The sequence below is a fragment of the Enterococcus sp. FDAARGOS_375 genome, assembly GCF_002393265.1.
GTDB classification, from domain to species: domain Bacteria; phylum Bacillota; class Bacilli; order Lactobacillales; family Enterococcaceae; genus Enterococcus_D; species Enterococcus_D innesii.
Map to the genome: position 1 here is coordinate 1,803,266 of NZ_CP023515.1, position 13,569 is coordinate 1,816,834.

Consider the following 13,569-nt stretch of genomic DNA (forward strand, 5'->3'; position numbering starts at 1 on the left):
GGAGTGTTATATATTAATGAAAAAAACAGCGTGGGTCTTTGTAAGTCTTGCCGTATTGGCAGCAGCGAGTGCAGCAACCGAGGTTTCAGCAGCTGAAGCTGCTTCTTACACATCAAATGGGGCGGTTGATTTTATTCCGAATACTGATCCGACGAACCCAGTCAATCCAGAAAATCCAGATCCAGAAAATCCGGTCAATCCTGTGGATCCAACCGATCCCGATGGACCAAACCCTGGAACGAATGGTCCATTATCGATCGATTATGCCTCTAGCTTAGATTTTGGTGTCAATAAAATCTCAAATAAAAACGAAGTCTATTATGCACGAGCACAAGGATACTTGAATGACGATGACACAGCTTCTACATTAAAAACTGCCAATTATGTCCAAGTTACAGATAATCGCGGTAGTAATGCCGGTTGGCGGTTGTCTGTGAAACAAAATGGGCAGTTCAAAAATGAGTCAACGTTGAATCAAGAATTGACAGGTTCTGTCATCACCCTAACAAGTCCGACAGTTAGATCCAATGCGGTGGGTGTCACAGCTCCTGTGGCGGAAGCAACGATCACATTGGATGCAGCAGGTGCTGAATCAGTGGTGATGACTGCAGCAAATCAAACGGGGGCTGGAACATGGGTCAATGCTTGGGGAAGCGTTGAAACGGTCACTGAAATAGATAAAGATGGCCAAGAAGTACAAGCAGATGTTACCAAAGCGGTCGCACTTTCTGTACCCGGCAGCACACCAAAAGATGCCGTTAGCTACACGACTACACTAACTTGGGTATTATCAGATACACCAGGAACGGAAGGATAAGGAGTATAGATATGAAAAAGACACTAGCATTTCTCTCAGTATTAGGCTTATGCCTAGCAGCACCAGTGCTGGCACAAGCAGCAGACAGTGCAGAATACAACTCAAATGGACAAATCACCTTTGAACCAAATACGGATCCAACCAATCCAATCAGCCCAACGGATCCAGATCCAGAAAATCCAATCAAACCAGTTGATCCAACAGACCCAGATGGACCAAATCCGGGAACCAACGGACCGCTATCGATTGATTTTGCTTCAAGCCTTTACTTTGGCACACAAAAAATCACCTCGAAAACAGAGGTCTATCATGCGGAAACCCAAAAATACGTGGATTCAGCAAATGAAAATCAAGAAGGCCCCAACTTCGTCCAAGTAACAGACAATCGGGGAACAGAGAGCGGTTGGACATTGAATGTTCGCCAAAATGGCCAGTTCAAAACAGCGGAAGACCAAGAATTGACTGCTGCGCAAATTCGTTTGACAAAGGGAACTGTGGTAACACCGTCATTGTCACCAAAACCATCAAATGTGAGCACAACGATCACATTGAATCCAAACGGTGCCCAATCCTTAGTGATGAGTGCCCAAGATGGTGAAGGAGCAGGAACCTATCTAATGAGTTGGGGCGATAGTTTAGCCGCAGCCATGGATAGTATTGAGTTGGAAGTTCCAGGCTCAACGACGAAATATGCCAGCCAATACAACACCACGTTTACTTGGTTACTAACAGACACACCAACCAACCCATAAGTACCAGCTTTCTCCTTGAACCCTTTCGAGGTTCAAGGAGAATACATAGAAAGAAGGGACATCCATCATGAAAAAAATCAACCAGCTTTTGGCGCTCCTATTCGCGAGTATTTTCTTTTTCGTACCAACTATAGGAACCGCTTCTGAATTTAACTTTGCCGTCAATCCAGTGATTCCAGAGAACCAAATCGATAAAGAAAAGACTTATTTTGACTTGAAAATGGCGCCGGGGACGGTCCAAACTGTGGAAGTCCAATTGCGTAATGATACCGATCAAGAGGTAGTCATCGCACCAGTGATCGCTTCAGCTACCACAAACCTAAATGGAGTCGTGGAATATGGCGAAAACGACATCGAAGCAGATGAAACATTGCCTTATGATATGGCTGACTTGATTGAAGTGGAGAAAGAAATCACGATCCCGAAACAATCCCAGATCACCTTGTCTTTAAAGATCACTATGCCTTCGGAATCCTTTGAAGGAGTCATCGCAGGTGGCTTGACCTTAAAAGAAACGACAGAGGAAAATGCTACGGCTGACAGTGAAGAAGACCAAGGCTTAGCCATCAAGAACGAGTATGCCTATGTCGTTGCGATTTTATTGCGTCAAAATACAGCAGAAGTTGCGCCGGATCTGAAACTACTAGATGTTGGACCGGGACAAGTCAATTCTCGTAACACCATCAATGTCACCCTTCAAAATCCTGAAGCAGCGTACTTGAATTCATTACGCCTGATTAATGAAGTGAAGAAAAAAGGCGATAGTGATGTTTTGTATTCTTCGGATACTTCCCGGATGCAAATGGCACCTAATTCCAACTTCTCGTACCCAATCTCATTAGAAGGGCAACGTTTAGAAGCCGGGACCTACGTGTTGACTTCCGTTGCCTATGGTGGGAAAAGTGAAGAAGGACAATACAAAGTTGAAAATGAAGAAGGCGAAGAAGAAAGCTATCTTTATAAGTGGACCTTTGAGAAAGAATTCACAGTGACTGGCGATGTTGCACGTGATCTGAACCAGAAAGATGTGACGATCGAAACAGATTACACGTGGCTTTACTTCTTGATCGGCGGTCTGTTGTTATTACTCGCCTTCTTGCTGCTTTTATGGTACCGACGAAAGAAAAAAAATGAAACGGATGAAGCGTGAGCACCTTGAGAAATACTTGATCGATGGCTTGATCATCGCAGGTATCCTCTTGTTGGCACTTCCTTTTTTAAAAGAAAGCATCGTCAGTTGGCAATTACGCACAAGCGAATTGACGATAGCGACCCAGCTGCCGACAACGATTCCAGAAGAAGAAACCATTCAGATACCGACTCTGGAGGACGTCTTAGCGCCACAGCCAGCAACGATCACCGGGTACGGCTTTGTTGCAATTGAAGCGGTCGAGTTCCAGCAGCCGCTATTGGTGGGGATAACCAATCAGCAGCTACTGAAAGGCGGTGTCGTGATGTTTCCTCAGCGTTTGTTAAAAAATAGCAATTTTGTCGTTTTAGGGCATCATCTCGGTAGACAAAGTTTGTTATTTGGTCAATTGCTAGAAGCACAGGTGGGGATGGAAGTGTCAGTGAGCTATCTCGAGGAAAATCAACAGTATATCATCATCGATAAAAAAATCGTGGAGGAAACAGACTTGTCGGTTTTAGCGGATGACCAAGGGCCAAGGCTGACCTTGATCACTTGTCCAACACCAACGCGAACGGACGAACGCTTAGTGCTGACAGCGATTCCTGTTGAGCAGACAACTGCCCAGCAGTCGCAAAAATCGTCGAGCAGTACGCCACAATCATCGGATGAGATGATTGAAAAACAAGAAAAGCAATGGAAACAACAATCTAAAAAAAATTGGTTTCTTTTATTTGTTATTTTATTTATAATTAGTGGATGCCTGCTAAGCGTTCACAAACTGTTGGAACGTTCAGCGTCATAGAAAGATCATCAGAAAGTGCGCGGATGATAAGGAAGGTGAAGAAATGAAACGCAGATTTGGCTTTGTCATTGGTGCCTGCATGTTTATTGGATTGATCGATCTTGTTACAGAACAAGTCGTTTTTGCCACCATCTATAATCCGCTGGACCCCTCAGAAGAAATCGTTCCGACAGATCCTCCGGAAGAAGTACCAGAAAAAGTGAATGAACCACCTGCTGAAAGAAAAGAACCAGAAGAGCAACCAGCTCCTGAACCGGAAACGGTTCCGAAGAAAGAGCAGGAGCAATCCATATCTCCAGAAAGTAATTTTTTGGACAAACAGAAACACTTTGGACAACGAGTCATGCTAGAAGATGTTTTCGTATCGGATAGTTTAAAAGTGGATGTAGCACTCCCAGGAAATAATACGGATGGCGATGGGGATGATAAACCTTCGTATCTTGCCAGTCTCTGCTATTTATTTTCAGGAAACGTTCTTTATGGCCAAAAAAATAATGGAGGCTTGAAAACGCATGTTTGTGACATTTTTGAATAAAGCGGACAAACGAAAATTGGTCCTGTTACAATATTTGGAAAACGCCATCGCTCTTTCTGAAACGAAAGAAACCTTGATGGATCAATTGACCATGTCGGAATTTCTAATCAACAAAACCGTTCAAGAATTGAATCTTGATTTTTATGAACTAGGGTTGAATGAGGAATTTGAGATCGTGACCGATGGGACGGTCATTAAACTCAATGCGTCCGGGCTGGCAACTTCCGATACGCTATTGACTTATTATTTGGATCAAGCGTTAAAATTTTCTATGTTGAAAGAATGTTTTTTTGAACAATTGTCTTCGCTATATGAATTTGCCACCAATCATTATTTGAGTCACAATCCTGTCTATAAAGAATTTAAACAGTTTAAACTGATTTTGAAGGAATACGACATTGATGTGACGAAAGAGTTTCAGCTGGTGGGGGAGGAAAGTGAAATCAGAGAATTTATTTTTCTCTTTTTTATGAAGGAATATTATTTGGATCATTCTCCCTTTCCAAAAGAGATCCTCGAAAAAGAAAAGTCTTTTGCGCGATTCAATGAGAGTAATTGGCTTAATCACGAACAGTCTGCTCGCATGCGAATTCGCAAGAAACACTATTTAGGCATTATTTTGTCCCGCATGGATAAAGGGCATTACATGCAAAATACGCTAGAAAATGATCTGATCATGCCGAAGCACTTGGTGATTATTGATGAGTTGAAAAGCTGGTTACAAGAGATTTTAGCCATCACAGATCAAGAAGTGCTAGAATGTGAGGCACGGGATATTTTACGCTTTTTGATCGTTGAAGGGTGGTTGATCGACAATAACAGTTACATTGATCAAGAACAAATCTATATTCAGCAATTAAACACGGATTTTATTCAATCGGTCCAACAGCAGTTCTCATTAACGGCTGAGACATTGACACTCCTTCAGACCGAGACGACCACGATCCATTACCAGCTCTTATCGTTTTCCTTTAGTTCTCGCTATGAATACCAATATATGGATGTAACGTATTTTCTTGAGACGTACCCCGAATATGCAGCCTTTTGTCGCAATTATTTAGAAGAAAACCGCAATCGCCCAATCTTATGGAACAACAAGGAATTTTTGTTTTTCAGATATCTGATTTTATTAGTTTCTACGATTCCTTTAAAAGAGATTTTGGTTCCCTTGTATGTCTGCGTTGATTTTTCTTTTGGTGATTCTTATAATCAGATGATCCAAAAGAATATCGAAAAAATTCTCGATTTGAATGTGCAATTCCAGAGTTACCCAGATGATCATACGCATTTGATTCTTTCAAACCTCCCCTTTTATGGTGCCTTAGGAATCGACCATATCTTATGGTTGGCCCCTCCTAGACCTATTGATTGGGCCAATTTCACAGAAAAAGTCAGCGCGATCCGCAGGGAACAGTTTCAAAACAAAACGGCACAATGAGCATCTCGCCGTTTTAATAATAAAGCGTCGTCTGTCCTCTCAAGGAGGCAGGCGTTTTTTTTGCAGAGAATCACATTGCCAAAAGAACAATCATGAATCGGTCATCTTTGTAATGTATCACTTATTGGTTGTGAAAAAGGAACATTTGATAGGATTTTTTTTTGCTAGAAAATTTGGTATGATAGAAAGAGAAGAAAAAGAGGTGCCCTATGATGGATGGGAAACAAACGAAGGCTGTGATTGGCCAGACATTGATCACCCTTTGTGAGACCAAAGAAGTGAATAAGATCAGCGTGCAGGAGATCGCCGAAAAAGCGCAGGTCAATCGGCAGACGTTTTACTATCATTTTCCTGATAAGAAAGCCTTGATCCAATGGATCTATCGGCAAGATGCGCTGATTTTTTTGACGACTGAAGATGTCGCCCTTGATAATTGGGAAGAGGCCGCCTTACGCATGCTGAAAGCAATGAAACAAGCGCCGGCCTTTTACCGCAAATCACTGGCTTATGACCGCGAGATCTTAATGAACGGTTTTTTACAGATCACAGAACCGCTTTTTCAGCGCTTGTTCTTGGAGGTCGATCAAGAGCAGCAATTGACGAAACAAGACATTCTATTTTATAGCCGGTTCTTTTCCTACGGCTGCGGAGGCATTTTGGAAAATTGGATTCACAACGACTTTCCAGAGACGCCATTAGAGATTGCAACGCAATTGTTTCGTTTGGCGAAGGATGTAGAATTTTTTGGCCACCAAATCTATGAAAAAGAGGAGCAGTGAGCGATGACGAAAGTTTTATTTGTTTGTTTAGGTAATATCTGCCGTTCCCCCATGGCAGAAGCCATTTATAGAGCAGAAATAGCAAAACGCAAATTGGATTGGCAGATCGATTCGGCAGCGACTAGCTCTTGGGAAGTCGGACACTCAGCTCATCCAGGAACTCAGAAAAAGCTCCGTCAAGTAGGTTTATCAAGCGAAGGTCTTATCTCCCGCCAGATCACAGAGGCAGATTTTACAAAATTTGATTGGATCATTGGCATGGATGAGAGCAATGTTGAAAACCTGCATGGGCTGGCACCGGCCAATACGACAGCCAAGATCCGTTCGTATATGAGTGTCGTTCCCGGCAAGGAGACTGAGGAAGTGCCAGATCCTTATTATACAGGGGATTTTGAAGAGACCTACCAACTGCTACAAGAAGGAATTCCTTATTGGCTAGAGAGTATTTCTTCGGAGAAATAAGACGTGTTCGCTTGTATTTTATCAAAAATTTGCTAAAATAGGATTATGAAATGCGAACGTATGTGTGGTTTTATAAACTGCTGTAACGCGCAGAAAGGAATGTCCAATGGAAAAGAAACCATCGCCCATTAAACAGTTGGGTAAACTCATTGTGATGACATCCACAACCTTGCTAGATACCTTTTTCAGTGATGATGCTGACAAGAAGAATCAGTCTGAAAAAGTGAAAGAGATCCAGCGAACGCTGCAAGAAGCAGCTGCTGCGAAGCATCTGGTGGTGTTGCAAGTAAAGACAGAGAAATTGGGTGGTTTTGAAACCGTTACCGGGTGGATCGTCGGTAAAACGGTAGCAAAAGAACAAGTTGTCTTGAAATTACAAAGTGACCGTCAGCAGCTGCGAATTATTCCCCTGAATCATGTGCTGAAAGTCAGCACCTTGAATACAAAACCCGGCTTGTAATCAAGCCTATGCATAGCAAAAAAACCGCTGGGTCATTAGACATAGCGGTTTTTTTAATTGCTAATTATGCGTGCTTGTTTTTGACTTCAGCGAGTCGCCAAGCAGTCATCATAGCGATCAGTTCATAAGGGATCGGTTGCGCAAAAGGAAACTGGACCGCACCTTTACTAGTCTTGTAGGGTTGTAGAGCCTCTTGGAAGGCCGTGATCGCAGAAGGCGTAGGATAAAAGCCGAGATGCTGTTTGGCGCAGGCAAAATGCACGATAGTTTCTCCCTGATGATAGGTGGGCATTTGGTAACTGATTTTTTCAACCGTTTCTGGCAAGACAGCTTTAATCGTTTGGCGGACAGTTTTTAAAATCACTTGTCGTTCTGCTGGAGCTGCTGCAATGTATTGGTCAACTGTCGTAATGTCTTTTGTCATAGGACACCTCCTGCCTTTAGTATACGGTAAACTCCGTAAGAAAAAAAGGAGCCTGTCAGTGGGTGGCTGACAGGCAAGGAGTAAAAATGAAAAGTGTTAGTTAGGGTTGTTTGTTGGGTTATGTATACTATACTGCCCAAATATGAATTTTTTGTGGAGAAAAGATTGGAAAGTGTTTAAGTTTACTACCTAAGAAAATACCCCAAAAAAGACCCGTCGGTGGGTGGCCGACGGGAAGGAGTTAAAAATGAAAAAGTGTTAGTTAGGGTTGTTTGTTGGTATACATAGAGTATACGAGATAAATATGAATATTCTGTGACAAATCTTTTCGGAAGTTCTTAAGAAACCGTAACGGTTTGATTACAAGGAAAGATTCTTTTCATCAAAACGATTTTTTAAGGTACGGTACAAATCAATGTATTGCCGATCATCTGCCGCATAATCCCAAATATAACTCATTTTTTCTGGTTTAAGCTTTTTCATCAATTGGTTGGAACTAACGATAACATCATAATTTTCTTGCTGATTCAGATCATAAGGCTCTGCTGCCACGAAGGTCAAGTCATGCAAGAATTGATTTAAACCTTGAACAACTAAGAAATTATCTTCTAAGGCAACCCCAACCCGTAGACGATTCGAGTAACGGATTTGATCATAAAATGGCAAGAGGGCATGAGTATACATCGTTGCCATCTGCTCTTGATTTTCATCATTGATATAATCTACTGCTGATTCTTCACGGTAGCTGGTCAAGAAATCGTCGATTTTTTGTTGTAACTGTTCTTCAGCAGATCCGCGATTGATCGATGGTGTCAGCAAGCGATAGATGTTAGGAAATGGCTGACGAAAAACATAGTTGCCGAAGGTCACATTAATCAAATTCCCCACAACTAATGGCTCGTCTAACAGGCCAGGTTGTGAAGCAAAAAATGTTGCTTTCATTTCTGCTAAAAGGTCTGCCACAAGCGGATAGACCGGATTTTGTTTGTTTGAGAAGAAATGGATCGTTTGTTGTAAGGCTTCTTCTTCCGGACTTAAATAGAATGGGAAGAAGAAGCCATCAAATAAATAAAGCCAGATTCACCTTTCAGTTGTTTGTCCGTCATTGAAACTTCAGGATCAACGACTTGCGTCAAACGCTCAAAATCGAAGTATGGATTATTTTTCATCAAGAAATTGTACCGTTTGTCGTATTTGGCAAAATTTTCTTTTTTGATTCGTAAAAGGATCAGGGCAGCAAAATACTTCAACTCTAGTCGACCAAGATAAGAGTGAGTCATTGGGAAGTATTCCGTGAAACGATCCACTACTTTTTCTGCTTCGCTTTCCGCGATCGCAAAAGGCCATTCAATGCCACGGGTACCTAACCAAATAATGTTGAATAAGGAGAGCCGCACAAGACGCTCATCGCCTACTAAGTTTGATTCAGTGTAAGTAAAGCGAAGCTGGAATTGTTTCAAATGTTTTTTTAGATGTTCAAATTTGCGAGACACCGTTGAACGACTGACATCGTATTTTGCACAAAAATCCGTGATCGTTGGATTGTCTTCATTCAGCATGTAAAGAACATATAAGAACGGAACGCTTTTATTCAATAAATAGAAGCGGTATTCATCGATCGTTACCGCGATATTCTGAGGCTGTAATTTACCGCCACGACCGAGTATCGACATATGATCCGGAGTCAACTCAGCTAGATCTTGGTCGATCTCAGTCAACTCGATAAAAGCTTGTTGGTAGCTCAACTCCATTTCCTTTGCCAATTGTGCGATTGGGTGGCTAGGATTTTGCAGAGTTAGCATACGCCGGAATATTTTAAATTTAATTAATGTTTGCGGGTCCATCATAAGTTCTTCATAAAACATAGGTATCCTCCTTTGTGGCTCTATTGTATCTTTTTTTTACGAAACTGTCAGTCTTTTTAATCAAAAAAATAGCCTACCTTTTAAAAAAAGGTAGGTTATTTTCGTCTTTTTAACTAATTTAGGCCGAAACAGGATCTTTTTTGAACCATGACCATAGCAAACCGATCAAAAATCCGATCGCCGCTGGTACGACCCACCCCATCCCGATTTGGAAGAAGGGCAGATAATCTGACGCAAAAGACAAGATTCCTTGCACGAAAGCGTTGTTGGTAATCAGTGCGGGACTTGCATTTAAGCCGTCGATGATTGCAGCGATCAACGTGAAATACGTCGTCATTCGATAGACACTGGCGCGATGGTTAAATAATGGACTGATGATCGCCAACAAAATCAAGGTGATCGCCAGTGGATAGATAAACATCAAGACTGGAATGGAGAATTCAATGATATTGGTCAAGCCAACGTTGGCGAAGATCGCTGGTAAGATACTTGTCAATGCGATAAAGAAACCGTAGCTTTGTTTTGGAAACAACCCAGCAAAGGTCTCAGAAAAGGCCGTGATCAAACCGATGGCGGTTTTTAAGCAGGCAGAGATGACGATCAATGCCAATAACAGACTGCCGATGGTGCCAAGGTAGTGGTGGGCGATTTGTGCCAAAGCGATCCCACCGTTTTCGCTGATGGGAAACTGGCCTAAACTTTTGGTTCCCATATAAGAAAGTAAGGTATAGATGATCCCCATCAACACGATACTGACAGAGCCGGAAAGAATCGTGTCTTTTGCGACTGTCGTAGGTTTCTCAACCCCCATATTGCGAATCGTTGAGACGATGATGATCCCAAATGCTAAGGATGCCAATGCATCAAGGGTATTGTAACCATTGGTGAAACCAGTGAAGAAGGCATCGTTTTGATAGCTAGGATAGATCGGCGCATCGCTGATCGTTCCTAGGGGTTGCCAAAAGGCGAAAAATAGCAGAACACCTAGTAAGACCAGAAACAAGGGATTTAAAAACTTCCCGACATAATCAAGAATTTTGCTTGGTTTACGTGAAAACCACCAAGCAGCACCAAAAAATAGGGCAGAAAACAAGGCCAATAACCAAGTTTGCATATCTGATGAAACGTGGGGAGCGATCCCGATCTCATAAGAAGTAGTGGCCAAACGGGGCAGAGCAAAGAAAGGCCCAATCACTAAGTAAAGCAAAATCGTAAATATCATTGCATAGCGTCGATTGATCCGAGAAGCTAATTCAAAAACTCCGCTACTTTGGGATACCCCAATGGCGATTACTCCTAAAAATGGCAAGCCGATTCCGGTCACTAAAAAGCCAAGATTGGCTAAGCCGACATTCGCACCAGCTTCTTGTCCCATGTGGACGGGGAAGATTAGATTTCCGGCACCAAAGAACAGACCGAAAAGCATTGATCCAACATACATATAATCCTTAAACTGTAACTTTTTTTCCATAAGTGAAAGCTCCTATAATTCCTTAGTTTTTAAAAAAATAACAAATTTTCCGACAAATAGCAATGTTTTTTTGTTATTTTTTGGTAAATTCTGACGATTCTGTTTTCCGTAATAAAAAAACACTTAGCATTGAATTCTTCCAAGCTTACTGAAAAAAGGATAAAAAGCTCGGAAGAAGAACACTAAGTGCTTCAAGACAGAGAATTAATTCAACACACGGGAAAGGAATTCTTTGGTGCGCTGCTCTTTTGGATGAATAAAGATATCTTCTGGTGTTCCTTGCTCGGCAATGACGCCTTGATCCATAAAGATGACCCGATCAGATACTTCTTTGGCAAAGCCCATTTCGTGGGTAACAATCACCATCGTCAAGCCAGTATGAGCTAAGGTATTCATGGTCTTCAACACTTCACCGACCATTTCTGGATCCAATGCAGAAGTCGGCTCATCAAACAACATGACATCTGGATTCATCGATAAGGCACGGGCAATGGCTACCCGTTGTTTTTGTCCACCTGAAAGCTGGGAAGGCTTGGCATTGGCATATTGAGCCATACCGACTTGCTCCAGATTTTCTTTGGCAGTCGCTTCCGCTTCTTTGCGATCGCGTTTTAAAACAGTGACTTGTCCAGTCACGCAGTTTTCTAATACATTCATATTGTTGAACAAGTTAAAGGATTGGAAAACCATCCCTAGATGTGTCCGGTATTTCGGCAAGTCATAGCCTTTTTCTAGCACATTTTCACCTAAGTAGATGATTTGTCCACTGGTTGGTTTTTCTAATAAGTTGATGCAGCGAAGAAGTGTGGATTTTCCTGAACCAGAAGAACCGATGATCGTGACAACTTCTCCTTTATTAACAGACAAACTGATGTCTTTTAAAACTTCGTTGTCGCCAAAACTCTTTTTTAAATGGTCAATTTCAATGATTGCTGACATGTTCTTCCTCCTTATTCGTTCGGGTTGATGTCTTCTAATTTGACATACGCACTGGGACCATCCATTTTGCGTTCAACAAAGCGCAAGATCTGGGTAGCACTGATGGTCAAGACTAAGTAGATCACACCGATGATCGCAAATGTTTGGAAGTATTGGAAGTTCGTTCCAGCGGCTGATGTACCTTGGAAAAAGAGGTCCGCAACACTGATAACACTTAAGACGGCAGTATCTTTGATATTGATAATGATCTCATTCCCGGTAGCAGGTAAAATGTTGCGCATCGCTTGCGGCAACACGACTTTGATCATGGTTTGCCAATGGGTCATACCGATGGCTTGAGCTGCTTCAAATTGACCATCATCTACAGCAAAGATCCCACCACGAACGATCTCAGACATGTAGGCACCGGTATTGATAGAAACGATCAGCACGGCTGCCAGCGTGCGATTCATTGAGACGCCAAAAGCCAAAGCGGTTCCGTAGAAAATAACCATTGCTTGAACCATCATTGGGGTCCCGCGGAAAACTTCGATATAGATGGTTAGTAAGCCATTAACGATCCGTTGGAGGAAACGTCCTACTGGATTTTCTGAAAGCGGCAATGTCCGGAAGATACCGACTAAGAGACCAATGATCAATCCGATGATCGTTGAAAGGATCGCGATGAATAAGGTCAAGCCAGCACCTCGCAAAAAGAGCATGCCGTAATCATCAATGATTTTTTTGAAATCAGCGATCAGACCTTGATCCGCCGTTTCTCCGCTGGCATCTGCAGGCTGATCCAAGACTGCTTGATCCATCAGAGAAACCCGTTCTTCTTCAGAGATTCCTGCAAGGATCTCATTGACTTTTTCAACATCCGGATCGCCTTTGCGCATCCCAACTGCTACTTGGACGTCTTCTGGATTGGTTTCAAAACCGGCCCCTTCATCGAACTCGACCATCTTCAAATCAGGATTTGCACCGACGGCAGTGACGCCTTCTGGTCGTTCACTGACGTAGCCATCAATGATTCCGGAAGCTAAAGCAACGCGCATGGAGGAGAAGTCTCGCATGGCTTGTTCTTTTTGGACCTCAGGGATTTGATCAATGACGGTATAATGGAAAGTATTCAGTTGAGCAGTGATTTTCGCTCCAGCAAGATCAGCGAGACTTTTGGCATCTGCGTACTCGCCATCTTTACGAACCACTACCACCAAATCTGATTCATAGTAAGGATCGGTAAAATCGATTTGCTCGCGACGTTCGGCAGTTGGTGACATTCCGGCTATCACGGCATCGATAGTCCCCGCTTGTAAAGCTGGCGGCAGGCCGTCCCATTGGGTTTTAACGATCACTAATTCCTTGCCTAAGCCTTCAGCGATTCGTTTGGCGATCTGGACATCGTAACCGCCGGCAAATGCCGATCCTTCTTCCCCAGAAATTGGCACGGCACCATTGGCGTCAGTGGTTTGCGTCCAGTTAAATGGCGCATAACCCGCCTCCATGCCGACACGGAATTGTTCTGCTGGTATTTGGTCATCCGCTTGCACAGTTAAGGGCAGCTGAATGAGGGTTAGACAGAGGGCGAAGACCGCCCAGATCCAATTATTTTTTTTCATTTTTTCTCTTTCCTTTCACGAGTTGGACAAGCAGGTAAGGATGAAAAAGCAAAAAAACAGCCGTACTCCATGATTGGAAAACGGCTGTTGAC

The 13,569-nt window shown here is 42.7% G+C and carries 15 protein-coding genes; 9 read left to right on the forward strand and 6 right to left on the reverse strand.

Annotation, left to right across the window (positions count from 1 at the left end):
* Positions 1 to 16: 16 nt before the first annotated feature.
* The 9 genes from CO692_RS09765 (at position 17) to CO692_RS09805 (ending at position 7,177) form a co-directional block, all read left to right on the forward strand.
* Entirely contained in the window at positions 17 to 817 is an 801-nt protein-coding gene (locus tag CO692_RS09765) for a WxL domain-containing protein (protein ID WP_096742140.1), read from the forward strand.
* A gap of 11 nt (positions 818 to 828) precedes the next feature.
* Positions 829 to 1,569: a WxL domain-containing protein gene (locus tag CO692_RS09770; protein WP_096742141.1), complete on the forward strand. Its 741-nt coding sequence runs from the start codon at positions 829 to 831 to the stop codon at positions 1,567 to 1,569.
* 67 nt (positions 1,570 to 1,636) lie between these two features.
* A complete protein-coding gene (locus CO692_RS09775; RefSeq protein ID WP_096742142.1) occupies positions 1,637 to 2,719 on the forward strand; it encodes a DUF916 and DUF3324 domain-containing protein in 1,083 nt (360 codons plus the stop codon).
* Entirely contained in the window at positions 2,709 to 3,503 is a 795-nt protein-coding gene (locus tag CO692_RS09780) for a class A sortase (protein WP_096742866.1), read from the forward strand. The genes CO692_RS09775 and CO692_RS09780 overlap by 11 nt, the downstream gene beginning before the upstream one ends.
* Before the next feature lie 43 nt (positions 3,504 to 3,546).
* On the forward strand, positions 3,547 to 4,038 hold the full coding sequence (locus tag CO692_RS09785; RefSeq protein WP_096742143.1) for a hypothetical protein: 492 nt from the start codon (positions 3,547 to 3,549) through the stop codon (positions 4,036 to 4,038).
* Positions 4,016 to 5,476: a helix-turn-helix domain-containing protein gene (locus CO692_RS09790; protein WP_096742144.1), complete on the forward strand. Its 1,461-nt coding sequence runs from the start codon at positions 4,016 to 4,018 to the stop codon at positions 5,474 to 5,476. The genes CO692_RS09785 and CO692_RS09790 overlap by 23 nt, the downstream gene beginning before the upstream one ends.
* Positions 5,477 to 5,685: 209 nt before the next feature.
* Positions 5,686 to 6,255: a TetR/AcrR family transcriptional regulator gene (locus tag CO692_RS09795; protein ID WP_077453985.1), complete on the forward strand. Its 570-nt coding sequence runs from the start codon at positions 5,686 to 5,688 to the stop codon at positions 6,253 to 6,255.
* A gap of 3 nt (positions 6,256 to 6,258) precedes the next feature.
* Positions 6,259 to 6,717, forward strand: a complete 459-nt coding sequence (locus CO692_RS09800) for a low molecular weight protein-tyrosine-phosphatase (RefSeq protein ID WP_077453984.1) — start codon at positions 6,259 to 6,261, stop codon at positions 6,715 to 6,717.
* 106 nt (positions 6,718 to 6,823) lie between these two features.
* Positions 6,824 to 7,177 carry a hypothetical protein gene (locus tag CO692_RS09805; protein ID WP_077453983.1) on the forward strand — a complete coding sequence of 118 codons (354 nt, stop codon included), beginning with the start codon at positions 6,824 to 6,826 and terminating at the stop codon, positions 7,175 to 7,177.
* A gap of 64 nt (positions 7,178 to 7,241) precedes the next feature.
* Here the strand turns inward: CO692_RS09805 and CO692_RS09810 are convergent, their stop codons facing one another.
* From CO692_RS09810 to CO692_RS09830, 6 genes are all read right to left on the reverse strand, one after another.
* Positions 7,242 to 7,601 carry an iron chaperone gene (locus CO692_RS09810; protein ID WP_096742145.1) on the reverse strand — a complete coding sequence of 120 codons (360 nt, stop codon included), beginning with the start codon at positions 7,599 to 7,601 and terminating at the stop codon, positions 7,242 to 7,244.
* A gap of 360 nt (positions 7,602 to 7,961) precedes the next feature.
* Positions 7,962 to 8,543: a hypothetical protein gene (locus CO692_RS17925; protein WP_226818097.1), complete on the reverse strand. Its 582-nt coding sequence runs from the start codon at positions 8,541 to 8,543 to the stop codon at positions 7,962 to 7,964.
* Between the two features lie 92 nt (positions 8,544 to 8,635).
* On the reverse strand, positions 8,636 to 9,466 hold the full coding sequence (locus tag CO692_RS17930) for a helix-turn-helix domain-containing protein (protein ID WP_226818099.1): 831 nt from the start codon (positions 9,464 to 9,466) through the stop codon (positions 8,636 to 8,638).
* Positions 9,467 to 9,584: 118 nt separating this feature from the next.
* Complete coding sequence (brnQ, locus tag CO692_RS09820; protein WP_096742146.1) at positions 9,585 to 10,937, reverse strand: branched-chain amino acid transport system II carrier protein; 1,353 nt, start codon at positions 10,935 to 10,937, stop codon at positions 9,585 to 9,587.
* Between the two features lie 204 nt (positions 10,938 to 11,141).
* The gene (locus CO692_RS09825; protein WP_005227196.1) at positions 11,142 to 11,876 is read right to left on the reverse strand and encodes an amino acid ABC transporter ATP-binding protein; all 735 of its coding nucleotides are present in this window, start codon (positions 11,874 to 11,876) and stop codon (positions 11,142 to 11,144) included.
* Positions 11,877 to 11,887: 11 nt separating this feature from the next.
* A complete protein-coding gene (locus CO692_RS09830; RefSeq protein WP_096742147.1) occupies positions 11,888 to 13,477 on the reverse strand; it encodes an ABC transporter permease subunit in 1,590 nt (529 codons plus the stop codon).
* Between the last annotated feature and the right edge of the window lie 92 nt (positions 13,478 to 13,569).

Excerpts from the sequence above, each read along its gene's own strand:
- CO692_RS09795 (WP_077453985.1), top strand. The coding sequence starts at position 5,686 with ATGATGGATGGGAAACAAACGAAGGCTGTGATTGGCCAGACATTGATC.
- CO692_RS09765 (WP_096742140.1), top strand. The coding sequence starts at position 17 with ATGAAAAAAACAGCGTGGGTCTTTGTAAGTCTTGCCGTATTGGCAGCA.
- CO692_RS09800 (WP_077453984.1), top strand. The coding sequence starts at position 6,259 with ATGACGAAAGTTTTATTTGTTTGTTTAGGTAATATCTGCCGTTCCCCC.
- CO692_RS17930 (WP_226818099.1), bottom strand. The coding sequence starts at position 9,466 with ATGTTTTATGAAGAACTTATGATGGACCCGCAAACATTAATTAAATTT.
- CO692_RS09785 (WP_096742143.1), top strand. The coding sequence starts at position 3,547 with ATGAAACGCAGATTTGGCTTTGTCATTGGTGCCTGCATGTTTATTGGA.
- CO692_RS09780 (WP_096742866.1), top strand. The coding sequence starts at position 2,709 with ATGAAGCGTGAGCACCTTGAGAAATACTTGATCGATGGCTTGATCATC.
- CO692_RS09805 (WP_077453983.1), top strand. The coding sequence starts at position 6,824 with ATGGAAAAGAAACCATCGCCCATTAAACAGTTGGGTAAACTCATTGTG.
- CO692_RS09775 (WP_096742142.1), top strand. The coding sequence starts at position 1,637 with ATGAAAAAAATCAACCAGCTTTTGGCGCTCCTATTCGCGAGTATTTTC.
- CO692_RS09790 (WP_096742144.1), top strand. The coding sequence starts at position 4,016 with ATGTTTGTGACATTTTTGAATAAAGCGGACAAACGAAAATTGGTCCTG.
- CO692_RS09830 (WP_096742147.1), bottom strand. The coding sequence starts at position 13,477 with ATGAAAAAAAATAATTGGATCTGGGCGGTCTTCGCCCTCTGTCTAACC.
- brnQ (WP_096742146.1), bottom strand. The coding sequence starts at position 10,937 with ATGGAAAAAAAGTTACAGTTTAAGGATTATATGTATGTTGGATCAATG.
- CO692_RS09810 (WP_096742145.1), bottom strand. The coding sequence starts at position 7,601 with ATGACAAAAGACATTACGACAGTTGACCAATACATTGCAGCAGCTCCA.
- CO692_RS09825 (WP_005227196.1), bottom strand. The coding sequence starts at position 11,876 with ATGTCAGCAATCATTGAAATTGACCATTTAAAAAAGAGTTTTGGCGAC.
- CO692_RS09770 (WP_096742141.1), top strand. The coding sequence starts at position 829 with ATGAAAAAGACACTAGCATTTCTCTCAGTATTAGGCTTATGCCTAGCA.
- CO692_RS17925 (WP_226818097.1), bottom strand. The coding sequence starts at position 8,543 with ATGAAAGCAACATTTTTTGCTTCACAACCTGGCCTGTTAGACGAGCCA.